Annotated in this window: 25 protein-coding genes; 12 read left to right on the forward strand and 13 right to left on the reverse strand. The window is 71.1% G+C overall.

Annotated elements, in window-relative coordinates; translation table 11 throughout:
- Positions 1-42: 42 nt before the first annotated feature.
- Positions 43-1,596, reverse strand: coding sequence for a threonine ammonia-lyase, biosynthetic (gene ilvA / locus HNQ07_RS14425; protein WP_184112984.1), 1,554 nt, complete (start codon positions 1,594-1,596; stop codon positions 43-45).
- A 730-nt stretch (positions 1,597-2,326) separates the two neighbouring features.
- Here ilvA and HNQ07_RS14430 point away from each other — a divergent pair.
- Positions 2,327-2,836, forward strand: coding sequence for a hypothetical protein (locus HNQ07_RS14430; RefSeq protein WP_184112986.1), 510 nt, complete (start codon positions 2,327-2,329; stop codon positions 2,834-2,836).
- Between the two features lie 22 nt (positions 2,837-2,858).
- Here the strand turns inward: HNQ07_RS14430 and HNQ07_RS14435 are convergent, their stop codons facing one another.
- Positions 2,859-3,353: a DinB family protein gene (locus HNQ07_RS14435; RefSeq protein WP_184112988.1), complete on the reverse strand. Its 495-nt coding sequence runs from the start codon at positions 3,351-3,353 to the stop codon at positions 2,859-2,861.
- A 134-nt stretch (positions 3,354-3,487) separates the two neighbouring features.
- Between HNQ07_RS14435 and HNQ07_RS14440 the strand changes: the two genes are divergently transcribed.
- Positions 3,488-4,435 (forward strand): DUF808 domain-containing protein, encoded by a 948-nt coding sequence (locus tag HNQ07_RS14440; RefSeq protein ID WP_184112990.1) that lies wholly within the window; start codon positions 3,488-3,490, stop codon positions 4,433-4,435.
- A 4-nt stretch (positions 4,436-4,439) separates the two neighbouring features.
- Positions 4,440-4,994 (forward strand): HAD family hydrolase, encoded by a 555-nt coding sequence (locus HNQ07_RS14445; protein WP_229832020.1) that lies wholly within the window; start codon positions 4,440-4,442, stop codon positions 4,992-4,994.
- Between the two features lie 24 nt (positions 4,995-5,018).
- Here the strand turns inward: HNQ07_RS14445 and HNQ07_RS14450 are convergent, their stop codons facing one another.
- On the reverse strand, positions 5,019-6,452 hold the full coding sequence (locus HNQ07_RS14450; protein WP_184112992.1) for an aminotransferase-like domain-containing protein: 1,434 nt from the start codon (positions 6,450-6,452) through the stop codon (positions 5,019-5,021).
- Between the two features lie 106 nt (positions 6,453-6,558).
- Here HNQ07_RS14450 and HNQ07_RS14455 point away from each other — a divergent pair, with 106 nt between their 5' ends.
- Positions 6,559-7,755, forward strand: a complete 1,197-nt coding sequence (locus HNQ07_RS14455) for a benzoate/H(+) symporter BenE family transporter (protein WP_184113000.1) — start codon at positions 6,559-6,561, stop codon at positions 7,753-7,755.
- Between the two features lie 10 nt (positions 7,756-7,765).
- Here HNQ07_RS14455 and cpt read toward each other — a convergent pair whose 3' ends face one another.
- Entirely contained in the window at positions 7,766-8,299 is a 534-nt protein-coding gene (cpt, locus tag HNQ07_RS14460; RefSeq protein ID WP_184113003.1) for a chloramphenicol phosphotransferase CPT, read from the reverse strand.
- 110 nt (positions 8,300-8,409) lie between these two features.
- On the opposite strand from cpt, the gene HNQ07_RS14465 reads away from it, so the two are divergent.
- On the forward strand, positions 8,410-9,975 hold the full coding sequence (locus tag HNQ07_RS14465) for an AMP-binding protein (protein ID WP_184113005.1): 1,566 nt from the start codon (positions 8,410-8,412) through the stop codon (positions 9,973-9,975).
- A gap of 274 nt (positions 9,976-10,249) precedes the next feature.
- Positions 10,250-10,813 carry a nucleoside deaminase gene (locus HNQ07_RS14470; protein ID WP_184113007.1) on the forward strand — a complete coding sequence of 188 codons (564 nt, stop codon included), beginning with the start codon at positions 10,250-10,252 and terminating at the stop codon, positions 10,811-10,813.
- 13 nt (positions 10,814-10,826) lie between these two features.
- On the opposite strand, the gene HNQ07_RS14475 is transcribed toward HNQ07_RS14470, so the two are convergent.
- From HNQ07_RS14475 to HNQ07_RS14485, 3 genes are read right to left on the reverse strand one after another with little or no spacing between them, the layout of a single operon-like run.
- On the reverse strand, positions 10,827-11,336 hold the full coding sequence (locus tag HNQ07_RS14475) for a P-loop nucleotide/nucleoside kinase family protein (RefSeq protein ID WP_184113009.1): 510 nt from the start codon (positions 11,334-11,336) through the stop codon (positions 10,827-10,829).
- A gap of 22 nt (positions 11,337-11,358) precedes the next feature.
- Positions 11,359-11,967 carry a Type 1 glutamine amidotransferase-like domain-containing protein gene (locus HNQ07_RS14480; protein WP_184113011.1) on the reverse strand — a complete coding sequence of 203 codons (609 nt, stop codon included), beginning with the start codon at positions 11,965-11,967 and terminating at the stop codon, positions 11,359-11,361.
- A gap of 40 nt (positions 11,968-12,007) precedes the next feature.
- Entirely contained in the window at positions 12,008-12,871 is an 864-nt protein-coding gene (locus HNQ07_RS14485; protein ID WP_229832022.1) for a helix-turn-helix domain-containing protein, read from the reverse strand.
- 102 nt (positions 12,872-12,973) lie between these two features.
- Between HNQ07_RS14485 and HNQ07_RS14490 the strand changes: the two genes are divergently transcribed.
- The gene (locus HNQ07_RS14490; protein WP_221275085.1) at positions 12,974-13,387 is read left to right on the forward strand and encodes a VOC family protein; all 414 of its coding nucleotides are present in this window, start codon (positions 12,974-12,976) and stop codon (positions 13,385-13,387) included.
- 31 nt (positions 13,388-13,418) lie between these two features.
- Here HNQ07_RS14490 and HNQ07_RS14495 read toward each other — a convergent pair whose 3' ends face one another.
- Positions 13,419-14,438: an LLM class flavin-dependent oxidoreductase gene (locus HNQ07_RS14495; protein WP_184113013.1), complete on the reverse strand. Its 1,020-nt coding sequence runs from the start codon at positions 14,436-14,438 to the stop codon at positions 13,419-13,421.
- A 122-nt stretch (positions 14,439-14,560) separates the two neighbouring features.
- Between HNQ07_RS14495 and HNQ07_RS14500 the strand changes: the two genes are divergently transcribed.
- Positions 14,561-15,211 (forward strand): hypothetical protein, encoded by a 651-nt coding sequence (locus HNQ07_RS14500; RefSeq protein ID WP_184113015.1) that lies wholly within the window; start codon positions 14,561-14,563, stop codon positions 15,209-15,211.
- A 72-nt stretch (positions 15,212-15,283) separates the two neighbouring features.
- On the opposite strand, the gene groL is transcribed toward HNQ07_RS14500, so the two are convergent.
- Positions 15,284-16,930 carry a chaperonin GroEL gene (gene groL, locus HNQ07_RS14505; RefSeq protein ID WP_184113017.1) on the reverse strand — a complete coding sequence of 549 codons (1,647 nt, stop codon included), beginning with the start codon at positions 16,928-16,930 and terminating at the stop codon, positions 15,284-15,286.
- 54 nt (positions 16,931-16,984) lie between these two features.
- Complete coding sequence (groES, locus tag HNQ07_RS14510) at positions 16,985-17,272, reverse strand: co-chaperone GroES (protein WP_184113020.1); 288 nt, start codon at positions 17,270-17,272, stop codon at positions 16,985-16,987.
- A gap of 275 nt (positions 17,273-17,547) precedes the next feature.
- Here groES and HNQ07_RS14515 point away from each other — a divergent pair, with 275 nt between their 5' ends.
- From HNQ07_RS14515 to HNQ07_RS14525, 3 genes are read left to right on the forward strand one after another with little or no spacing between them, the layout of a single operon-like run.
- A complete protein-coding gene (locus HNQ07_RS14515) occupies positions 17,548-18,156 on the forward strand; it encodes a GGDEF domain-containing protein (protein ID WP_184113024.1) in 609 nt (202 codons plus the stop codon).
- Entirely contained in the window at positions 18,153-18,557 is a 405-nt protein-coding gene (locus tag HNQ07_RS14520) for an NUDIX hydrolase (protein WP_184113025.1), read from the forward strand. The genes HNQ07_RS14515 and HNQ07_RS14520 overlap by 4 nt, the downstream gene beginning before the upstream one ends.
- Before the next feature lie 2 nt (positions 18,558-18,559).
- Positions 18,560-19,189 (forward strand): nucleoside deaminase, encoded by a 630-nt coding sequence (locus tag HNQ07_RS14525; RefSeq protein ID WP_184113286.1) that lies wholly within the window; start codon positions 18,560-18,562, stop codon positions 19,187-19,189.
- Positions 19,190-19,207: 18 nt separating this feature from the next.
- Here HNQ07_RS14525 and HNQ07_RS14530 read toward each other — a convergent pair whose 3' ends face one another.
- Positions 19,208-20,623 (reverse strand): 8-oxoguanine deaminase, encoded by a 1,416-nt coding sequence (locus HNQ07_RS14530; RefSeq protein ID WP_184113026.1) that lies wholly within the window; start codon positions 20,621-20,623, stop codon positions 19,208-19,210.
- A gap of 28 nt (positions 20,624-20,651) precedes the next feature.
- Positions 20,652-21,359 (reverse strand): ArsR/SmtB family transcription factor, encoded by a 708-nt coding sequence (locus HNQ07_RS14535; protein WP_184113027.1) that lies wholly within the window; start codon positions 21,357-21,359, stop codon positions 20,652-20,654.
- 29 nt (positions 21,360-21,388) lie between these two features.
- Here HNQ07_RS14535 and HNQ07_RS14540 point away from each other — a divergent pair, with 29 nt between their 5' ends.
- Positions 21,389-22,579, forward strand: a complete 1,191-nt coding sequence (locus tag HNQ07_RS14540) for an MFS transporter (protein ID WP_184113028.1) — start codon at positions 21,389-21,391, stop codon at positions 22,577-22,579.
- A 95-nt stretch (positions 22,580-22,674) separates the two neighbouring features.
- On the opposite strand, the gene HNQ07_RS14545 is transcribed toward HNQ07_RS14540, so the two are convergent.
- Positions 22,675-23,340, reverse strand: coding sequence for a ThuA domain-containing protein (locus tag HNQ07_RS14545; protein ID WP_221275086.1), 666 nt, complete (start codon positions 23,338-23,340; stop codon positions 22,675-22,677).
- Positions 23,341-23,387: the final 47 nt, after the last annotated feature.

Genomic DNA, 23,387 nt, shown 5'->3' on the forward strand with positions numbered 1-23,387 from the left:
TGAACGTGCCAGATGGAACCAATCGTCCCGTGCCCGCGGCCTTCAGGTCAGGAACAGCCGGTACGCGGGGTTGGACGTCATGTCCGTCGCCGGGTACCCCAGACCGCCCAGAAAGGCCGCAAACTCTGGCGCGTCCCCCGGCGGCACCTGCACGCCCGCCAGCACCCGCCCGTGCGCGCTGCCGTGGTTGCGGTAGTGGAACAGGCTGATGTTCCAGCGGCCATGTAGATGCGTCAGGAACTCCAGCAGCGCGCCGGGCCGCTCCGGGAACGTGAACGAGTACACCCGCTCGTCGGTCGCCTCCGGCGCGCGGCCCCCCACCATGTGCCGCACGTGCACCTTGGCCAGCTCGTCTTCGGTCAGGTCCGTCACAGCGTAGCCGCGCGCCGCGAGTTCCGCGACGAGTTCGGCCCGCTGGCCCGACCGGGCGAGCTGCACGCCCACGAAGATCTGCGCGTCGGTGCGCGGCGCGTAGCGGTAATTGAACTCCGTCACCGCCCGCGCCCCGATCACCTCAATGAACTCCCGGAACGCGCCCGGCCGCTCGGGGATCGTCACCGCCAGGATCGCCTCGCGCTGCTCGCCCACCTCCGCGCGCTCGGCCACGTGCCGCAGGCGGTCGAAGTTCACGTTCGCGCCGCACGTCAGGGCCACCAGCGTCTCGCCCACCATCCCGCGCTCGGCTGCGTACTTCTTCAGGCCCGCGACCGCCAGCGCCCCGGCCGGCTCCATCACCGCGCGGGTGTCGTCGAACACGTCCTTGATCGCGGCGCACACCTCGTCGGTGTTCACGCGCACCCAGTCGTCCACGTACCGCCGCGTCAGGTCGAAGGTGTACGCGCCCACCTGCTTGACCGCCACGCCGTCTACGAAGATGCCCACCGTGTCCAGCCGCACCCGCTCGCCGGCCTGGAGGGATTGGTACATGGCGTCGGAGTCGTCCGGCTCCACGCCCACCACCCGGATGTCCGGCCGCAGCGCCTTGATGACGCCCGCCACCCCCGCAATCAGCCCCCCGCCGCCCACCGGCACGAACAGCGTGTAGTCTCCGCCCTCGGCCTCGACCTGCCGCAGCACCTCCAGCGCCACGGTGCCCTGTCCCGCCAGCACCAGCGGATCGTCGTACGGGTGCACGAAGGTTAGGCCCCGGTCCTTCTGGAGGGCGAACGCGTGCGCCTCGGCGTCACTGAAACTGTCGCCGAACAGCACCACCTCGGCGCCCCGGCGCCGGCACGCGCCCACCTTGATCTCGGGCGTCGTGGACGGCATCACGATCACCGCCCGCACGCCGAGCTGCTGCGCCGCGAAGGCCACGCCCTGCGCGTGGTTCCCCGCCGACGCGCAGATCACGCCCCGCGCCCGCTCCTCGGCCGTGAGCTGCGCCATCTTGTTGTACGCCCCGCGCAACTTGAACGAGAAGATCGGCTGCAGATCCTCGCGCTTGAGGAGCACCCGGTTTCCCGTGCGCGCGCTCAGCAGCGGCGTCTCGCTCACCGGCGTCTCGATGGCCGCGCCGTATACCTTGCTCGTCAACGCCAGACGCAGCACGTCCATCGCGTCCAGCTCGCCCGGCTTGAACTCCTTGATTTGCAGCATGAGCCTCCTCCCTGGAAGCGAAACGAAAAACCCCCGCACGGGTGGCGGGGGCACACGGGCAGCGCGGCGGCTGTCAGGCGTTGGCCCCAGTCCGCTGAATAATTCGCGCCGCTTGCATACGGGGAGCATAGGCGTGGGGCGGGGGGAAGGGAAGGGGAAGGGGTAGACAAGGGGCGTCGTCGCGGGCGACTCCACCCCCCAGCCCCCTACCCCAGACTCGGAGAGCTGCGCAGCAGAGGGGCAGGGGAGCAGCGCTGTGCTCGGCATGTGGTCGCCACGTCTTCCGGGCTGGCCGTCACTGGAGTCTCGTCGGCGTGGGGCGTCGTCCTTGCATCATGCGTTGTCGTCGTCACCGCCCGCGCGCTTCGCGCCCATGAGCGAGTGAGCCGACGTCATCTGAGCAGGAAGAGCGAGGGGCCGCCCCCGAGCGAATGGGGCTACGTGCGATGGCTTGCGGTCAGGCGCAGGGTGGGACGCTTCGGTTTTCAGTGCTCCCTGTCGGGGAGGAGGTGTTACGTGACTATCTCACCCGACTTAATTCGTCTGGCCACCGTAATCTCCGCTCCAGGTCGGGCATTTCCATGGACAGGGGACGACGCGGCCTGGTTTCACCCACCTGATCCTCCCCCGGATTCTCAACTGTTGGTGCAGGCGCGGTTCAGTTGGGCGTCAGTTCCGGGCGGCAGGGTGGGGGTGTACGGTTGCCCACGCGGCGACCCGGAGGTTATCCATGCACAGAGCGTTGATCCTGGCTGCCCTGACCCTCGTTCCTGCCGCTGGCGTGGCGGGCGCGCAGTCGCTGAGCGTGAACATCAGCGCGAGCGTGCAGTTCCCGCCGGTCGTGCAGACGCTGTCGAACGTGGTGAGTTTCCTGTCGCAGGGCGTGCAGGTCACGTTCCTGACGACCACCGCGCAGCCGGTCGCGTCCCTGAATCCGCAGGGCGGGATCGTCGTGCGGCCCGCGTATCCCACCACCACGCGGATCACGCAGGTGCAGGTCATGACCGCCACGCCGACCGGCACCATCCGCGAGATCTACCCGCTGGCGCAGCCCGTGACGGTCTCGCGCGCCCAGCCGCTCGCCCCGCAGTCGATCGTCGTCCGTGACCGGGATGGTCGCCGCCGGACGCTGACCGAGGTGATGGGCCGGCAGGCCGCGTGGAAGAAGGCGCGCGGCCTCCAGAAGAAACCCGGTGGGATGCCGCCCGGTCAGTACAAGAAGGAGCACGGGCACAAGTAGGCCCGCGCTGGCGCGGCCGGGTTCACCACGTGTCGCCGCCGCCGGGTGGGGGCCACGCGCCCAGCATTTGCCGGAGCTGCACGACCTGGCCCAGATGCACGGCGTTGTGCAGTGCGTGGAGGACAAGTTCGTAGCCCAGCGCGTCGGTCGTGCGCACCGGGAGACTCAGGTCGCCGGTGCGCGCGACCGTCTTCATGGCGTCCAGGCCAGCCAGGAAGTCCCGGCGCAGGGTGTCCCATCCGTCCTCGGTGGCGGCGGGCCAGCCCAGCGCGGCGTGCTCGGGCGTGGCGGGCTGCTCGCCGCGGGCCAGGGCCAGCGTGTAGAGCTGCCAGAAACGCAGGTGCGCGACGATCTCCGCCACGGTGTGCGGCGCGCCGGGCACCCGCTGGCACGCCTGCGCCGCGTCCAGACCGTTCAGGACGCGGTGTGGCGGCGTGAAGGGACTGCCCTCGTCCAGCAGGCGTTCCAGGGCGGCGGGGGGCGGGCCGGTCAGGCGGCCGTGCGTCGCGTCGGTCATGCGCCACCGTACTCCCGTGCGGCGGCCGGGTCACTTCCGGAATCGTTGAGCCTCTGCCCCCACGGCCGCGCCGCCCGGTACGCTGGGAGCCTGATGACTGCCCGCCTGACCTGCCCACCCCCCGGTGCCGCCCTGTGAGCGGCGGTCTCGTGGCCCTGCTCGACGACGTGGCGGCCATCGCGCGCCTTGCGGCGGCGTCCGTGGACGACATCGGTGCGGCGGCCGGGCGGGCCAGCATGAAGGCCGTGGGGGTGGTCGTGGACGATACGGCCGTCACGCCCCGCTACGTCACCGGCTTCAGTCCGGACCGCGAACTGCCGATCATCTGGCGTATCGCGCGCGGCTCGCTGCGCAACAAGGTGGTGTTCATCCTCCCGGCGGCGTTGCTGCTCAGCCAGTTCCTGCCGTGGGCGATCACGCCGATCCTGATGCTGGGCGGCGCGTACCTGTGCTTCGAGGGCGCCGAGAAGGTCTACGAGGCGGTCTCCGGCGGCGCGCACCACGATGAGGCCCCCCAGGACGCCGCCACGCTCTCCAGCGCGCAGCACGAGGGGCAGATGGTGTCGGGCGCGATCCGCACAGACTTCATCCTGTCGGCCGAGATCATGGCCCTGTCGCTGTCGGAGGTGGCCGACGAGCCGCTGCTGTCGCGCACCCTGATCCTGGTCGTGGTTGCCGTGCTGATCACCGCTCTCGTGTACGGCGTGGTCGGCCTGATCGTGAAGATGGACGACCTGGGCCTGAAACTCGCCCGCAGCGGCACCGGCGCGGCCCGCGCGCTCGGCCGGGGCCTGGTGCGCGGCATGCCGGCCGTGCTGGCGGCCCTCTCGGTCATCGGCACCGCCGCGATGCTGTGGGTGGGCGGCCACATCCTGCTGGTCGGCCTGGAGGAATTCGGCGTGGCCGGCCCGTACCACGCGCTGCATGACGCCGCCGTGGCCGCCGGGCACGCCATTCCCGCGCTGGAGGGCGTGGTGGAGTGGCTGGTCGAGACGCTGGGCTCCGCCGTCGTGGGTCTGATCGTGGGCGGGATCATCGTCGCGCTGCTGCACCTGCGGCCGGGGCGCAAGGCGGCCCACTGAGGCCATGACGTCGTTTCCCCGGCCCCTGCTGGTGCTCGATCTCGACGAGACGCTGTGGTATGGCATGGAGGCCACGGACGACGCCGATATCCAGTTCAGCCTGCGTCCGCATCTCGGCCTCTTTCTGGATCACGTCTCGCAGGACTTCGATCTGGCCGTGTGGACGGCGGCGTCCGGTGACTGGATGCGGCGGGGCCTGAGCGTGCTCCACGCGGAGACGGGCTTTGATCTGGCCGGCCGCGCCGTGTTCCTGTGGGATAGGGAGCGCTGCTCGTGGCGTCGGGGCGAGGACGGGGAACTGCGCCAGCGCAAGCCCGCGCGCAAGTTCCGGGCCGGGTGGCTGCGCGCCCGCTATCCACGTGGCCGCATCCTCGCGGTGGACGACGTGCCGGGGAACTACGCCTGCGGGTACGGTCATCTCGTCCGCGTGACGTCGTGGACGGGAGAGGAGTCCGACATGGAACTGTGGCATCTCGCCGCGTACCTGCGCTCCATCGCGCAGACCGGGGACTTCCGCACGCTGGAGAAGCGGGGCTGGCGCTCGCGCATGCCGGAGTGACAGCGGTTAGACCTTCAGACCGCCCTACGCCAGCCCCTCCGACCCAGGCCGCGCCCGGAACTCGGCCCACGCGGCGCGCAGGCGCAGCACGGCGTCGGGCAGGCGCTCGGGGTCGAGAGTAAAGGGCAGCCGCAGGTACCGGTCGGGCAGCGGTTCGACGCCCATGCTCGCGCCGGGGAACAGGCGCACGCCGTAGGGCGCGGCGAGGTGCGTGAAGCGGCTCGCGCCGGGCGTGGGCAACTCGATCCACAGGTACTGCCCGCCGTCCGGCGTACGGAACGACCACTCGGGCAGGTGGGCGCGCAGCAGGCCGGCCAGCAGGTCGCGGGCGGCGCGCACCTGCTCGCGGCGGTCGCGGCGCAAGGTGTCCAGGTCGCTGAGCAGGTGCAGGGCGATGTGCTGTGCGGGCAGGCTGCCGCCGAAGTCCGCGAGGGTCTTGGCCTGTCCCAGCGGGCCGGCGTAGGCGTCGGGCACGCGCATCCAGCCCACACGCAGGCCCGCCCAGTACAGCTTGCTGAGTGATCCGACGTTGACGATGGGCGCTCCGGGCGCGTGGGTGCTCAGCCGGGCGGGCGGCGGCGTGTCCGTGAAGCCGAGGTCGTACAGCGTGTCGTCCTCGATGGTGGGCAGCGCCTCGTCCGCGATCACGCCGGCCACGCGCCCGCGGTCGCGGGGCGACAGGACGGTGCCGGTGGGGTTGTGGTAGGTGGGCGTCAGGAATGCCAGGCGCGGGCGGTGCGCGCGCACCACGCGGGCGAAGTCGTCGGGGTTCACGCCGCGCTCGCCCACCGGGACGCCGTGCAGTTCGGCGCCGGCGGCCCGGAACACGTCAATGGCCCCGAAGTACGTCGGCGTCTCCAGCAGGGCGTGGTCGCCGCGGCGCAGCACGGTGGCGGCGATCAGCGAGATGGCCTGCTGCGCGCCGCTGGTGACCACGACCTGCTCCGGGCGGGTCGCCAGGCCCTCGCGGGTGTACACCTCGGCCAGCACGGCGCGCAGCTCCGGCAGGCCGTGCGGGTGGTACACGCTCTCGACAAACGCGTCCTGCGCGGCCCCGCGCATCCGCACGCGCTGCGCGTTCGTCAGCAGGGGCACGGCGATGGTGAAGTCCAGCGTGTCGTCCGGCGGGCCGCCCACCGCGACGGGCGTACGCAGCGTCATGACGGGCGACCGGCGCGGCGCGGTGGGGGAGACGTGCGTGCCGCTCCCCACCCGCCGCGTGACCCAGCCGCTCTCGGCAAGGTCGTCCAGCGCGCCGACCACGGTGCTGCGGCTCACGCCCAGCAGCGCCGCCAGGGCGCGTTCGGCCGGCAGCCGCTCGCCCGGCGCGAGCTGTCCGGCGGTGATCGCTCCGCGCAGCGCCGCGGTCAGGCGGGCGTGCAGCGGGCCGGGGTGGGCGCGCCAGCCGCCCAGCAGCGCCGCCCAGCGGGGCGCATCCGGCAGCGCGGGGGTGGTCATGCGCGCAGCGTAGCAGGCCAATCCGGCCCACCTGTGCAGATGAGCAGTCCAATGGGCCGTCCATTGCCCCTGGCGGGCAGGCCAATCGCGGCGCACACTGCTGGGCATGACGACCGTGGCCCCTGTACCGCGCACCTTCTGGCGCGACACGCACCCCAGCGCCCTGCTGAGCGGCCTGATCACCATGGTGATCGGCTGGGCCGGCCCGAACGTCCTGATCTACTCGGTGGCCCAGGCCGCCCACCTCTCCAGCGCGACTGCGATGTCGTGGCTGTGGGCGCACGCCATCTTCACCGGTCTGGTGGGCATCACCCTCAGCCTGCGCACGCGCATGCCCATCCTCAGCACGTGGAGCACGCCCGGCATCGCCTTCCTGGTGACCGCGCTGCCCGGCATTCCCTTTCCGGAGGCGGTCGGGGCGTTCATCACCTCCGGCGTGCTGGTGATCCTGCTGGGCACCTTCCCGCCCCTGACCCGCGCGCTCCAGGCGATCCCCGCGCCGCTGGCCGCTGCGCTGAATGCCGCGATCCTGCTGCCCTTCGGCTTCCGGGCGTTGCAGGCCTTCGGGCAGATGCCGCTGCTGGTGGGCGCGATGATCCTGACCTTCTTCGTGCTGCGGCAACTCGCGCCGCGCTGGGCGGTCGCGGGCGTGCTGGTGGCCGGCGTGGCGGCCAGCGCCGGCCTGGGCCTGCTGAGCGGCGCGCCGGTGCCCCTGGAACTCACCCGGCCGCAGTTCGTGATGCCTGCGTTCAGCGTGCACGCCACCCTGAACCTCGCGCTGCCGCTCACGCTGCTGGCGTTCACCGGGCAGTTCGTGCCGGGCTTCGGGGTGCTCAAGGCGAACGGCTACGAGCCCGCGCCGGGGCCGGTGCTGCGGGCCTGTGGGGTCGCCAGCGTCGGCGCGGCGCTGTTCGGCTGCCACAACCTCACGCTGGGCGCGCTGCTGGCGAACATCGTCAGCGGCCCCGAGGCGCACCCCGACGCCAGCAAGCGCTACACCGCCGCCGTGTGGGCCGGCGCGTTCAATATCGTGGTCGGCCTGTTCGCCGGCACGGTGCTGCACCTGATGGGCGTGCTGCCGACCCAGGCCCTCGCCGCGCTCGCGGGGCTGGCCCTGCTGACCGCGACCGCCAGCAGCCTGGGCGCCGCGTTCCAGGGCAGCCGAGCGGGCTCGCTCGCCGTGCCGGTGATCCTGCTCGTCACCCTCAGCGGGATCACGCCGCTCGGTATCGGCTCGGCGTTCTGGGGCATCCTCGCGGGCCTCGCGGTGCACTGGGTCGAGACCCGGCCCGCGCGCACCTGAGCGGCGCCTGTCACATCACGTGCGCGGCAATGTGCTGTGCGGCACTCCGCGCGTCCATGTGTGTCGTGTCCACCGTCAGGTCGTAGGTCACGCCCACGTGCACCAGATCGGCCTGGGTGCGGGCCATGCCCGGCACCCGGTCCCCGCGCGCCCGCTCCCGCGCCTCCGCGACGGCCGGGTCACAGCGCACACCGACCCACAGCACGGCCAGGCCCACCAGGGCCCCGTGCCAGCGCGCCTGCGAGGCCGCGCCGCCCAGAAAGACGTCGTCCACGATCACGCGGGCGCCGGAGCGGGCTATCTGGGCCACGCCCGCGCTCCACGCGACGTCCAGGGCGCGGAAGACCGCGCCGGTCTTCACCTGTCCGTCCGGGCCGAACCCGATGCCGCTGCCGGCCTCCCGCAGCGACGCGGGCAGCGCCGCGACCAGGGTATCGGTGCCCAGCGTGAGCCACGGCGCGGGCAGCAGGTCTTGCAGGCCGCGCGCGATGCTGGACTTGCCGGCGCTGGAGCCGCCGTTGAGGACGATCACCTGGGTTTCCACAGGGCCACGCTAGCGCGGCCGCGTTCCGCTTGAACCTGGACTGAACCGGGCCGGGCGTAGAGTGGGGACACCGACAATCCCCGTGCCCGTCCCCCACCCGGAGGCCCACCATGAACATCCCCCTGACCCCGCTCGATCTCGTGCGCCGCGGCGTGACCGTCTACCCGGACAAGGTGGCGGTGATCCAGCCCGGCGGGCCGCGCTACACCTACCGCGAGTGGGGCGGGCGGATCTTCCAGCTTGCGCGCGCGGTGCAGTCGGCCGGGCACGCGGGCGCGCACGTGGCCGTGCTGTCCCCCAACACGCACCAGGGCCTGCTGACCTACAGCGCCGTGCCGTGGGCGGGGGCGGTGCTCGTGCCGCTGAACACCCGCCTGACGCCCGAGGAATACGCGTTCCAGCTCCGCCACGCCGAGGTCAGGCTCCTCCTAGTGGACGAGAGCCTGCACGACCGTGTGCAGGACGTCGCGCGCGAGCAGGGCATCGAGGTGTGGGTGATGGGCGAGGGCGCGGCCGGCGCCGCCTTCGAGGAACGCCTGGGCGCACAGGACGCCTCCACGCTTCCCATCCCCATCACCGACGAGGACGCGACGATCACCATCAACTTCACGTCCGGCACGACGTCCAGCCCCAAGGGCGTGATGCTCACGCACCGCAACACCCTGCTGAACGCCATCGAGACCATCTACTACTTCAAGGCCGACCAGGACAGCGTGTACCTGCACACCCTGCCGGACTTCCACGCGAACGGCTGGGGCGGCGTGTGGAGCCCCTTCGGGGTGGGTGCCACGCACGTCACTCTGCCCGTCGTGCGGGCCGACCACGCCTATGACGCCATCGAGACCTACGGCGTCACGCACCTGTGCGCCGCGCCGACGGTGCTGGGCATGCTGACCGACCCCACGCAGGCGCGGCAGCTCACGCGCCCGGTGCGGGTCGCCACCGCCGGCAGTCCGCCGCACGCGCGCACCATCGCGGACATGAACGCCCTGGGCTTCCACGTCACGCAGGTGTACGGCCTGACCGAGGTCAGCCCGCTGGTCACGGTGGCGGAACTCTCGGCCGCGCAGGAAGCGCTGCCCACCGCCGAGCGCGCGCCGTTGATCGCCCGGCAGGGCTTCGAGATGCTCCTGGCGGGCGAGGTGGACGTGATGGACGATCACCTGAGCCCCACCCCGCACGACGGCACGACCCTGGGCGAGATCATGGTGCGCGGCAACCTGATCATGAAGGGCTACTACCGCAACCCGGACGCGACCGCCAGGGCGCTGGACGGCGGGTGGTTCCACACCGGCGACGTGGCGGTCACGCACCCCGACGGCCGCATCGAGATCCGCGACCGCAACAAGGACGTGATCATCTCCGGCGGCGAGAACATCAGCAGCGTTGAGGTCGAGGGCGTGCTGTACGCCCACCCGGCCGTGCGCGAGGCCGTGGTGGTCGCCATGCCCGACGAGAAGTGGGGCGAGGTGCCGTGTGCGTTCATCGCCCTGCACGCCGGGCAACGCGCCACGCCGGACGACCTGAGCGCCCATGTGCGGGGGCACCTCGCGGGCTTCAAAGTGCCCAAGCACTACGAGTTCCGCGACGACCTGCCCAAGACCGCCAGCGGCAAGTTCCAGAAGTTCGTGCTGCGCGGCGAGCTGTGGGCCGGCCGCGAACGCGCCGTGAACTGACCGTCAGGAAATTGACAGACATGCCGCGCCATGCTATTCTCTACGTTCTGGCCCGAAAGGGCCGTGCAGTGCAGACCACGATGTACACGAATGCACTTGAGGGAGGCGCCCACCTCCAGGATCGTTAAAAACGGGCGCGCGAGCCGCGAGGCCGGGTCATGCCCGGACCGCCGCACCCACGACAGGAGCCTCCGGGCTCCTTGTTCATTTCTCAAGCGCAGCCAAAGGGAGAAGACTCACCGACGCGCGCCCTGGCCGTTCCTACAGTGCGCGCATGCCCGACACGCCCGCGGCCCGGACTCCCCTCGACCACGCCCGCCACCTGCGCGAGGCCCTCGCCCTGGCCCACGAGGGCCAGAAGGCCGGCAGTGCCCCCGTCGGGGCTGTGCTGGTCGATGCCCACGGCCACGTGGTCGCGCGGGGCCGCAACCGCGTGGGTGAAGCGCAGAGCGCCGAGCACGTCGGCGACGCCAGCGTGGCGCACGCCGAGATGGACGTCTACTTCCAGGTGGGCAAACTCGACGCGCCGGAGACCCTGACCCTGTACACCAGCCTGGAACCGTGCCTGATGTGCGGCGGCGCCAGCGCCCTGCTCGGGATCGGGCGGATCGTGTGGGCCACCGACGACCCCTGGGGCGGTTCCGGCCGCCTGATCAAGTGGTCCGAGCACCCCGCCATGCAGGACACGGAGGTCATTCCCTGCCCCGACGCCGCCCTGGAACACGAGGGCGCCGCCCTGTTCGCCCCGGAAGCGAAAAAGGCCTTCCCGGAGGAGGGCTGGGCGCTGTGGCGCCAGCGGTATCCGCAGGAGACGGCCGAGGTAGAAGCGCGGGAATGAGCCGGGCCGCGTGCTAGACCCCCAGTGCTGCCCGCAGCGCCGTGAACGCCTCCTCCGCTGTCCGCCCGGCGGTGTCCACCACCACGCGCTCGCCCTGCCACGGCTCGAACTCCTGCGCGAACGCCTGCACGGAGGCCCACGTGGGCGGCGTCCACTCGCCCGCCCGGTTCGCCGGGTCGTCGTGCCGCACCTCCACCCGCCGGCGGTGCTCCGCCGGGTTTGAGCAGACGACCTCGATGTTGACCAGCGGCGTTCCGGCCTCCGCAGCTACGCCTGCCCACGCCCCCCGCGTGACGGCCAGCGGATTGACCACGTCCACCACCACGGCCGTCCCCAGCCGCAGGTTGTCCAGGGCCACGGCGTACGATACGGCGTAGCCCTCCACGCTGGCCTGGATGCCGAAGCGCAGCAGGGCCGCCTCCACGGTGTCCACCCGCAGGTAGGCGGCCCGCAGGTGCGGCGCGAGCTGCCGGGCCAGCGTGGACTTGCCGGTACCGGGCAGACCGGACGTGACGTAGAGCATGCCCAGAGCGTACCGCCTGCCCTCACGTCAGCAGCTCATCCCGCTCGCCGTCCCGCACCAGCACGTCGCCGTCGCGCAGCCGCCAGTGCGGGAGGCCCTGGGCGGCCAGCCCGTCGGCCAGGCGCGTGCAGTCGGCGGTCTCCGGGTGCCCCGGCGAATCGACGTGCGGCAGGAACAGCCGATCAAGGACGCCCAGGCCCGTCGTGACCAGATCGGTCGCATCGCTGACCGGATCGACCGCTGCCAGCGGACGCAGATCCGGCGACAGCACACACGGTCCTGCGCTGAAACCCGCGTACACCACGGCGTCTGCGTGCAGCAGTTCCAGAATCGCCGCGTCTGCCCCCGTCTCGGCCAGGACGCGGCGCAGCGTGAAGACGTTCCCGCCGCGCACGAACAGCAGGTCGAAGTCCGGCAACTGCTCCACCGCGCCCAGTGTCCGTAGATCGAGCACCGTGACATCCAGTCCGAGCTGTTCGAGGTCACCCACGTCCCGATCCAGCGAGTCCTGCCGGAAGGGTTGACCCTCCACGGCGTTGCGGATCAGCGCGGTCTCGCGGCCACCCCGCAGCATGTCCAGCAGCCGGTGCGTGTGGTTGCCCATCCGGAACGACGACAAATACAGGCGCATGGGCGGAGTGTAGGGGAGGGGGGCGGTGAGGGACGGTGCGTCACACGGCCGTCACGTCGGCCGCCAGCCGCTGCCGGGCCCGGTCGATCCGGCGCGCATCCTCGCTGCCGGGCGGGCTCGTCAGCGCCACGATCTTAAAATCGCTGTCGCCGGTCGAGAGCACGTCGCAGTCCACGTGGATGTCGCCCACGACCGGGTGTTCGACCGTCTTGCAGTCTTCGGTGTGCTGACCGACGGCGCCGCCCCGCCACAGGGCCGCGAAGGTCGCGTTCCCGGCGATCAGCCGCTGGAGCAGATCGGCCAGCCGGGTATCGGTGGGGTAGCGGACGCTGGCGCGGCGCAGATCGGCGACGATGGCCCGGTTGGACGCCTCCAGGCTGCTCGACTGCACCGGCCAGGCCTCCACCCGTCCCGCCTGCCCCGGCACCGGGAAACGGGCCCGCACGAGGCTGCGTTCCTCCGGTGGAACGCCCGCCGGGTCGCCCAGCAGGGCCGCCCACGTGGGGGTCCACCACACCAGCCGCCAGTCGGCGGTGAACACGGCCACGGCCACGTCGCCCAGGCGCGTGACCAGCCGCTGGACGCCCGGCGGCACGGCGTCCTCGATGACGGCCGGCGCGGGCGGCTGCAGTCCGGCCAGCTGGTACAGGTGGTCTCGCTCGGCGGCGTCCAGCCTCAGAGCACGGGCCAGCGCCGCCACTGCCCCCGCAGACGGCGTGGCCGCCCGGCCCTGCTCCAGCCGGACGAGGTAATCGACGGAAATGCCGGCCAGCTCCGCCAGTTCTTCCCGCCGCAGCCCGGCCGTGCGCCGACGCTGCGTGACCGGTAGCCCCGCCCCGGCCGGGTTGAGCCGGTCACGCCACGCCCGCAGCGTGGCCCCCAGACCGAGTTCGGAGGATGTCACGGCCGCATGGTAGCGGGTGACGCCGGAGCCCAGGGTGGTCTTTTCCGTCCTCCCGTCCGCGCGTCCCTGGCTGGCCGCTCCTGCGGGCGGAACACTGCGGCCATGACCGGACTCCAGTTCTCCATGCATCACTTCGGCCTCTCCGTGCCCGACCTCGACGCGACCATCGCGTGGTACACCGCGACACTCGACTTTGAACTGGAGGCCGCCTACGACGTCGCGGTCCTGCCGGCGCGGGCCGCCTTCCTGCGCCACGGGGCCGTCCGGGTGGAACTCTTCGAGGTCAGCGGGGCTGTGCCCGCCCCGGAGAACGCCCAGGATCTGCGGGTGCACGGGCTCCGGCACGTGGCACTGGCGGTGGACGACATCGTTGCGACCCGCGACCTGCTGCGGACGCGGGGGGTGGAGTTCGTCTCGGAACCCGCGACCGTGCCCGGCTCCGGCGGCGACCGGTACGCGTTCTTCCGGGACAACAACGGCATCCTGATCGAGCTGTTCGAGATGTACCGGGCCTGACGTCCTGACGGCGGGGTCCAGTTCCCCCGGCTCATCGCCAGCCCAGCGCCGGTGCCACATCCTTCAGGATGGACTCGATGACGTGGGCGTTGTACTCCACGCCGAGCTGGTTCGGCACCGTCAGCAGCAGGGTATCGGCCTCGGCGATCGCGGTGTCGCCGCGCAGCTCCTCGATCAGCGTGTCGGGCTCGGCGGCGTAACTGCGCCCGAACACGGCCCGCGCACTGTCGATCCGCCCGAACTGGTCGCGGTCCTGCCCCTGTCCGCCGAAGTACATGCGGTCGCGGTCATCGGTCAGGGCAAAGATGCTGCGGCTGACCGACACGCGCGGCGTCCGGGTGTGTCCGGCCTCGGCCCACGCGGCGCGGTAGGCCCGGATCTGCTCGGCCTGCTGCTCGTGAAAGGGCCGGCCGCTCTCGTCGAAGACCAGGGTGGAGCTCTGCAGGTTCATGCCCCGCTGCGCGGCCCAGACCGCTGTGGCGGTGGTCGCCGCACCCCACCAGATCCGTTCGCGCAATCCCTCGGAATACGGTTCCAGGCGCAGCAGTCCCGGCGGGTTCGGGAACATCGGGCGCGGGTGGGGCTGGGCGAAGCCGCGACCCTCCAGCAGGTCCAGAAACACGTCGGCGTGGTGCCGGGCCATGTCGGCCTCGCTCTGGCCCTCGGCGGGCGCAAAGCCGAAGTGCCGCCAGCCGTCGATCACCTGTTCCGGTGAGCCCCGGCTGATGCCCAGTTGCAGACGACCGCCCGAGATCAGGTCGGCCGATCCCGCGTCCTCGGCCATGTAGAAGGGGTTCTCGTAGCGCATGTCGATGACGCCCGTGCCGATCTCGATGCGGCTGGTCTTGGCCCCCACGGCCGCCAGAAGCGGAAAGGGCGAGGACAGTTGCCGCGCGAAGTGGTGGACGCGGAAATACGCGCCGTCTGCGCCCAGTTCCTCGGCGGCGACGGCCAGATCGATCGATTGCAGCAGCACGTCGCGGGCCGAGCGTGTGCCCGACTGCGGCGAGGGCGTCCAGTGCCCGAACGAGAGGAAGCCGATGTTCTTCATGGGAAAAGGATAGCTCTTATAGTTTAGAAAGTAAATCGGTTTGGGGAATAAATCTTGCCACCGGTGCGCCCCCTCGTCAATCGGCAGATGTGCCTCGGCCACCAGGCGCCTACCCTGAAGGCATGGGACGCAAGCCACGCACCCACCTGATTGACCGGAGCGAGTTCTACGAGATCACCGGGCGGCTCCAGCACTACGCCTGCTTCCACTGCCGCAAGGCCTTCAAGCAGCGTCTGCATGACCGGGGGGAAGAGGTTCCGTGCCCTCAATGCCGCCAGCCCATGACCAACATGGGGACGGACTTCAAGGCGCCGCCGCACCGGGATCAGGAACAATGGTTGAAGGCCGAACGCCTTGCCCGCGCTGGCATCCGCTTCTTCCCCACTTGGCAGGAAGGCACGCCCGGCGACCGTCCGGCCACCCTTGCGGAGGTGCCCGCGTTCCTGCGGCGCACCTTCCCGCCCAGCGCAGGACAGACGTATCTGGAACGTGAGCCCAGCACGACTTCATCGGCTCCACGAGAAGGCAGGCTGGAGCAGCAGGGCCACTTCCCACGTCAGGCCTACCGTCTGCTGGGCCGACCGCTCGAAACGGGCTCGGCCGTCGAACTTTTCGAACGCGGTCATTGGCAGCCCATCACATTTATCGGCAGGGGCAGCGGCAACGCCCCTATCCCCCAGCCCTTCGCTTACCCACGAGTCGATGACAGGACATACTTCAACCGGCGGCCACTCTTCCTCACAGGGAAACACCGCCTGCGCTGGCCTGAATAGAAAGAGGCCGGAGCATCACGCCCCGGCCTCCTCTCTGACCATCACCTATCGACGGTCAACCTTCTACGTTCTTCAGAAGTCCATCCCGCCCATGTCGCCGCCGCCCATGCCGCCGCCCGCCGCAGCCGGGGCCGCCTTCTCGGGCTTGTCGGACACGATGGCTTCGGTGGTCAGGATCAGTGCGCCGATGGAAGCGGCGTTCTGGAGGGCCGTGCGGGTGACCTTCGCGGGGTCCACGATGCCGGCGGCGATCATGTCGTCCACGTACTCGCTGGTGGCGGCGTTGAAGCCGTAGCGGGGCTTGTCGCTGTTCACGACGGCGTTGACGATGACGCTGCCTTCCTCGCCGGCGTTGACGGCGATCTGGCGGGCGGGTTCTTCCAGCGCGCGGATCAGGATGCGCGCACCGGTGGCTTCGTCACCGCTGAGGCTCTCGGCGGCCTTGCGGACGGCCGGGATGATGCGCAGCAGGGTGGTGCCGCCGCCGGAGACGATGCCTTCCTCGACCGCCGAGCGGGCGGTGGACAGGGCGTCCTCGTAGCGGTGCTTCTTTTCCTTCAGCTCGGTTTCGGTGGCGGCGCCCACGCGGATCACGGCCACACCGCCGGCCAGCTTGGCGAGGCGCTCCTGGAGCTTTTCCTTGGCGTAGTCGCTGTCGGTGGTGTCCAGTTCGCCCTTGATGGCGTTGACGCGGGCGTCGATGGCGCTCTGCTCGCCCTTGCCGTCCACGATGGTGGTCTCGTCCTTGGTGATGCGGATGCGCGCGGCGCGGCCCAGCATGTCCAGGGTGGTGTTCTCGAGCTTGTGGCCGAGGTCCTCGGACACGACTTCCCCACCGGTCACGGCGGCGATGTCGCGCAGCATTTCCTTGCGGCGGTCGCCGAAGCCCGGGGCCTTCACGGCGGCAATGTTCAGCGTGCCGCGCAGCTTGTTCACGACCAGGGTGGCCAGCGCTTCGCCTTCCACGTCCTCGGCGATGATCAGCAGCGGGCGGCCGGTCTGCGCGGCTTTTTCCAGCACGGGCAGCAGGTCTTTCAGGTTGCTGATCTTCTTCTCGTTGATCAGGATGTAGGCGTCTTCGAGAACGGCTTCCATCTTCTCGGGGTTGGTCACGAAGTAGGGGTTGATGAAGCCCTTGTCGAACTGCATGCCCTCGACGACGTCCACTTCGGTGTCAAAGCCCTTCGATTCCTCGATGGTGATGACGCCTTCCTTGCCGACCTTGTCCATCGCGGAGGCGATTTCCTCGCCGACCTGGTCGTCGTTGGCGCTGATGCCGGCGACCTTCTTGATCGCGTCGGAGTCCTCGACCGGCACGGCCAGCTTCTTGATTTCCTCGATGGCGGCGGCCACGGCCTTGTCGATGCCGCGCTTCAGGGCCAGCGGGTTGGCGCCGGCGGCCACGTTGCGCAGGCCTTCTTTCACGATGGCCTGACCCAGCACGGTGGCGGTGGTGGTGCCGTCACCCGTGATGTCGTTGGTCTTGCTGGCCACTTCCTTCAGGAGCTGCGCGCCGATGTTCTCGAGCTTGTCCTCCAGCTCCACTTCCTTGGCGACGGTGACGCCGTCCTTGGTGATGGTGGGGCTGCCGAACTTCTTCTCGATCACGACGTTACGGCCGCGAGGCCCGAGGGTGACCTTGACGGCGTTGGCGACGGCGTTCACGCCACGTTCGAGGCTGCGGCGGGCATTTTCATCGAATACGAGTTGTTTCGCCATGATGGGTGCTCCTTGGAATTGAGGTGAGGAAAAAACGTGTCCGGCGCGGCCCGGTTACTCGACGATGGCGAGGATGTCGCGTTCGGCGAGGATGGAGTAGTTCTTGCCTTCCAGGGACACTTCCGTGCCGCCGTACTTGGCGAAGTACACGGTGTCGCCCTGCTTGACGTCGAGCGCCACGCGGGTGCCGTTGTCGAGCAGCTTGCCGTTGCCGACCGCGACGACCTTGCCGCGCTGGCTCTTCTCCTTGGCGGTGTCGGGGACGTACAGGCCGCCGGCGGTCTTCTGCTCGGCTTCTTCGATGATTTCCACGAGTACACGGTCGCCCAAAGGTTTCAGCATGTGGGTTCCTCCTGAAGTGGTGTGGGATGTGGGGCCTTGAACCGCGCCGGACAGCCCGGCGGGTTTTTGCCGTTCCGCACGGGAGAATAGAGCGGATCACAGAAAACTGTCAACTCACTGAGTCTGAGAATCTGAGTGTGGTTCGCTCAAGATGCGCTGACACGGCCAATCTCTGTGCATGCCTGAAATCTCATAGCCAGAACATATATATGTTGTGCCACTATATGGACGCCGGTTCAGCTCCCACGCCCTGTCCAGTCCCCGGAGGTACGCCCATGGTCGCCCGCCCTGCCATCCTCAGCCGCAACGCCTTCGAGGACGCCTTCGAGGCCCTCCGGGGCGCTCCCCTCACGCTGGCTGTCCTCGACCTCGACCACTTCAAGACGCTCAACGACACGCTGGGCCACGCCGAGGGTGACCGCGTGCTGCGCGGCGTCGAGCGCCTGCTGTCGGGCAGCCTGCCCAGCGGCAGCGTTATCGGCCGGATCGGCGGCGACGAGTACGCCAGCCTCCTGCCGGAAACGGCCGCCGAGACCGCCCTGATCCTGTTCGACGAGGTCATCAAGCACTTTCACATCCACCGCGACCCGCAGTGGCCCAGGAGCCTGGGCCTCAGCGTGGGGCTGGCCGCCCGGCCCGCGCACGCCACCACGTACGGCGACCTGTACCGCGCCGCCGACGAGGCCCTCCTGCGCGCCAAGCGTGAGGGCCGCGCCCGCGCGTGCATCTACGTGGAGAGCAAGATGGTGCTGAAGAGCAACTACTACTCCAAGAGCCAGCTCGACCGCCTCGCCAAGCTGAGCAGCGCCCTGGGCCGCACCGAGGCGTCCCTGCTGCGTGAGGCGCTGGACGACCTGATCGAGAAGAACCGCGGAGCGCTGTGAGCGGAGCGGGCACGGTGAACCTCTCGGCGGGTCTGGAGCGCACCGGCCGGGCCTGCGTGTGCGTGCTGTACGCCGGACGCGTGCTCCTGACCGGGACGTCCGGCGGGCGCTGGACACTGCCGGGCGGCGGCATCGAGCCCGGCGAGTCGCCAGCGGGAGCGGCGGCGCGCGAGGCGTGGGAGGAAGCCGGCGCGCACGTCACGGTGGACGGCGAGCCCTTCGAGGTCACGTCGCCGCACAACGGCGTGACCAGCGTGATCTTCCTGGCCCGGCTGCGCCGTCAGGAACCCAGCCCCGAAGGCCGCGAGCACGTCTGGGTCGATCCCACCACGGCGCCGTGGTGCGACGACTATCAGCTCGCCCCGGCGCTGGAGACCATGCACAAGCGGGGCTGGCTGTGACGATGCTGCCGGTGCAAATGGACGGCTGGCACGTGGCCCTCTCCGAAGCGTGGGACGCCTACACGCACGGCTCGCTGCCCATCGGCGCGTGCGTGGTGGACGCCCACGGCCACGTGATCGCGCGGGGCCGCAACCGCCTGGGCGATCCGCGCGGCGCGGAGGGCGGCGTGATCGGCGGCCACGACCTCGCGCACGCGGAGATCAACGCACTGCTGGATCTGCGGAGCACGCCCCGCCCGGACTGTCACGCCTGGACGGTGCTGACGACCGTGGAGCCGTGTCCGCAGTGCGCCGGCGCAATCGCCATGAGCGGCCTGCGCGCCGTGGAGTACGCCGCTCCCGATCCTTGGGCGGGCTGCTCGCACCTCCTGACCGACGATCCGTACGTGTCGCGCAAACGTATCCGCGTGGGCCGCGCGCCGCAGGACGTGCAACACATGGCCCTGGGGCTGCTGCTCCACGCGCTGCTGGAGGAGGGACAGACGCAGGGTAACGGCTCGATCCTCGACTGCTTCCAAGAGCGGCACCCGCAGGAGATAGAGGCCGCGCAGCGTCTGCACGCCGCCGGCACCCTGAGCGTCCTGCGCCGCGGACGCGCCCCGCTCACGGACGCGCTGGCCGTCCTGGCGTGAGTGGCCTCGGGGTGGTGCTCAGCCCTCCAGCATCCGGCGGCTGTGCCGGTCGTGCCGCTCGATCAGCGCGGGCAGGTCGATACCGGTCAGGACGCCGCCGTCCACGATCACGCGCCCGCCCACCATGGTCAGGGCCACGCGCGGCGGCGCGCACAGCGTCAGGGCGCTCAGGGGATCGTGCCGCGCGCCGCTGTAGCCCAGATCGCGCAGGTCGACGGCGATCAGGTCGGCGGCATAGCCCGGCGTGAGCTGCCCGACGTCGTCGCGGTTCAGGACGGCCGCGCCGCCGCGCGTGGCGAGCCACAGGGCGTCGTGGGCGGTCAGCAGGTCGTGCGCGTGCGGGGCCTGACCGGGCACGCCGCGCACCCGGGAACTCAGCAGGGCCTGGCGCGCCTCGGCCAGCAGGTGCGAGCCGTCGTTGCTGGCGCTGCCGTCCACGCCCAGCGCGACCTTCACGCCCGCCTCCAGCAGCGTGCGGGTGGGGGCGATGCCGCTGGCGAGGCGCATGTTGCTGCTGGGGCAGTGGGCCACGCCGCAGCCGCACTGGCCCAGGCGCGCGGCGTCGGCCGGGCTGAAGTGCACGCCGTGCGCGAACCACACGTCCGGCCCCACCCACCCCACGCTCTCGGCATAGTCCAGGGGGCGCATGCCGAACATGCTCAGGCAGAAGGCGTCCTCGTCGGCGGTCTCCGCGAGGTGCGTGTGCAGCATCACGCCCCCTTTCCCATGGGCAGACACGGCGCGGGCCAGCGCGGCCGATTCGCGCATCACGTCGCCCGTCACCGAGAACGGCGAGCACGGCGCGAGCGCGATGCGGGTCAGAGCATACCGCGCCGGGTCGTGGAAGGCGTCGATCACGCGGGCACTGTCGGCCAGGATGGCGTCCGCGCGTTCCACCGCCCGGTCCGGCGGCAGGCCGCCCTGCGACTCGCCCAGGCTCATGCTGCCCCGCGTGGCATGGAAGCGCATGCCCAGGTCGCGCGCGGCGTGGATGGTGTCGTCCAGCCGCACGCCGTTGGGGTACAGGTACAGGTGGTCGCTGGAGGTGGTGCAGCCGCTCAGCGCGAGTTCCGCGAGACCCAGCTGCGCGGAGTCGAAGGCGGCGTCCGGCGTCAGGCGCAGCCAGATCGGGTACAGCGTCCGCAGCCACTCGAACAGCCCCGAGTCCGGCGCCACGCAGCGGGTCAGGGTCTGGTACAGGTGGTGGTGCGTGTTCACCAGGCCCGGCAGCACCACGTGCCCGCTCAGGTCGCGTACGGCCGCGCCGTCCAGCAGCGCCGGGGGCACGTCGGCGTCGCGCCCGACCCACACGATCACGCCGTCCTCGACCACCACGGCCGCGTCGGGCAGCGGGGCGTCCGGGGCGGTGCGCTCGCCGCGCATGGTGATCAGCGTGTGGATGGAGCGCAGCACCGTCCGGCCAGGAAACGTCATGCCCCGAGGATAGGGGTGCCGGAAGGGCTCAGGGCCGCGGGCCAGGCGCGCCGAGCGCCGGCACGTCCGCGAGGTCGTCCGGCCGCAGGGGCACCATGGCCGTGCGGATCAGGTAGGGCCGGCCCTCGCCGGGTGCGCGGCGGTCGCGGTTCAGGCGGTCGCGCAGCGCCTCCCACAGCGCGCCGACCTCACGCGCCGCGGCGTCGTCGAGGTGGTACACGCCCGCGAAGTCCCCGCCGGGCTCCGGGTGCATGGCCCGCCACGTCGTGCCCTCGGGCAGCGCGGTCTCGCTGTGGAGTTCGCCGGTGGTGTCACGGTAGATCAGGCGGCTGGTCAGGCCGCGGTCCCGCCCGGCCCGTGCGCCGGCCCGCACCTCCAGCTCCCACAGCGGCGCGGCCTGCCGGACGATCTGCGCCTCCAGGTCCGCGAAGGGCGTCAGGGCGAAGGGCACGATGAAGGCGTCGGCCACCGCGCGGTACAGCCGCTCGGGACGCCCGGCGCGGCGGCGCGTGCCCGTCTGGAGCAGCAGGCCCGCCGCGCGCAGCTGCCGCACGCGGTACAGCAGCCGCTCGACCGACACGCCCAGCTCGCGCGCTCCTTCGGCCGCCGTGCGCTCACGGCCGATGAACGGCTCCAGGTAGCGCCGCGAGTCCGGGCGGGCCAGCAGGCTCGCCTGCGCCTCGGTGTGCACCGTCCACCACGGGCCGCTCGGGCTACCGAAAATTGTCTCAGGCATTTTCGGTAGCGTACTCCGAAGCTGGGGGCATGCTCACCGTGACCCTGCCGCGCTCCCTGGTCCCCGCGTTCTGGCGCTACCTGGGCAGCCTCGCTGCCACGGCGGTGGCGGACGCCGTGCTGTTCGTGGCGCTGCCCTTCGTGGTGCTGGGGGCGCAGGGCGGCCGGGTCGGGCTGGGCACGGTGCTGCTGGCCGGCAGCGCGCCGCGCTTCCTGGCGCCGCTGCTCGGCACGCTGGCCGACCGCTGGCCCGGCCGCAGCGTGCTGACCGTCACCGCCACGCTGCGGGCGGCGCTGCTGGCCGGTGTGGCGTGGCTCGCGCTGAGCGGCCACGCGGCCGTGCCCACGCTGGCCGCCTTCGCGTTCCTGAACGGCTGTCTGGTCACCCTCAGCTTCACGGCCGGCAGCGCCCTGGTGCCGCACCTCGTGCCGGAGGAGCAGCGGCCACAGGCGAACAGCCTCAGCAGCGCCGCCCTGATGGGCCTGCCCCTGATCGGCTACGGCGTGGGCGGCGCGCTGATCCACGGCCTCGGGAGCGCGGCCACGCTGCTCGCCGGCGTACCCGTGTACGTGCTTGCGCTGCTGCTCGCCGCGTCACTCCCGGCCCGGCCCGCCGAGCCCACCGCCGGGGCGAAGGGCTTCTGGCATGACCTGCGCGGTGGCCTGGGGGTGGTGCGGGCCCAGCCACTGCTTCAGGTCATGATCCTGCTGAGTTTCGCCATGAACCTGACATTGAATGTGGTGAACGTCCGCGCGCCGCTGTTCATGCAGCACGTCGGGGCCGGCGCGGGGGGCTACGCGCTGTTCGAGGGCCTGACCGCCGCCGGGGCGCTGGTCGGCGCGCTCGCCGTCGGGGCGCTGTCAGCCCGCGTGAAGGCCGACACGCTGATCGACGCCGGACGGCTGCTGTGCGTGCTGGCCGTGCTGGGGCTGGCTGTCCCGCAGGTGCCGGTGTGGTTCGTCGCGGCCGCCCTGCTGGGCCTGAGCCTGGGCGTGCTGGAGGTCGCCGCCGTGACGCGTGCCCAGGGCCTGGTGGCGCCCGGCACGCTGGGCCGCGTGATGGGCGTGTTCCTGGGCCTGAACGCCCTGGGCCTGAGCTCGGGCGCTGTTATCGGCAGCTGGCCGCTGGCGTCCACGCCGCTGTTCATCGTGCTGGCCGCACTGCTCGGCGCGCTTGGGCTGCTGTGGCACCGGGCGGTGCGCTCCTCGCCGCAGCCGTGACGGCTGTCCTGTTCAGGAACTCGCTCTCTTCGAGCTGTTCCAGTCCGCTCGGTTCAGAGTCCCGGGGATACCCTTCAGGACTCTGAATTCTGCTATCAGTCCAGTCGGCCCGCCGCCCACAGCAGGCTCCGCAGCGTCAGCTCGCGCGCCTGGGGCACCTCGAAGTCGGTGTCCACGTGGCCCAGCGCGCAGTACGCCACCCGGCCCTGCCCATACCTCCGCGTCCACGCGACCGGCATGACCGTGCCCGCGATCCACGGGTCGTGCTCGCCCGTGAAGGTGGTCGTGGCGAGCACCGTGTTGCTGGGGTCGGTGTGCAGGTAGTACTGCTCGGAGTGCATGGCGAAGTCGCCCACACCGCGCGTGATCGCGTGCTCGGCCGTGATCTGCACGGAGTAGTCGATGATGTTGCCGGGGTGGGCCACCCACTGCCCGCCCACCATGTACTGGTACTCCGGCGTGTTCCGGAACGAGTCGCCCGCCCCGCCGTGCCATCCGGCGAAGCCCACACCGCCGCGCACGGCGTCCAGCAGCCCCCCGACCTGTTCGGGCGTGATGGTGCTCATGGTCACGCACTGCACGATCACGTTCTGCTGCGCGAGCAGCGCGGCGTCCGTGTACACGTTCAGGTCGTCCGTGACCGTCACGTCGAAGCCGTGCTCCCGCAGCAGAGCGGCGAAGCGTTCGGTCGTGGCCTGCGGCTCGTGGCCGGTCCAGCCGCCCCAGACCATCAGGGCGCGCGGCGTATCGGTGGTCGTCATAGGTGCCTCCACAAGAGCACACCCGGCGCGGTGGGGGCGCCGGGCGT

The organism is Deinococcus metalli (assembly GCF_014201805.1).
GTDB lineage: Bacteria > Deinococcota > Deinococci > Deinococcales > Deinococcaceae > Deinococcus > Deinococcus metalli.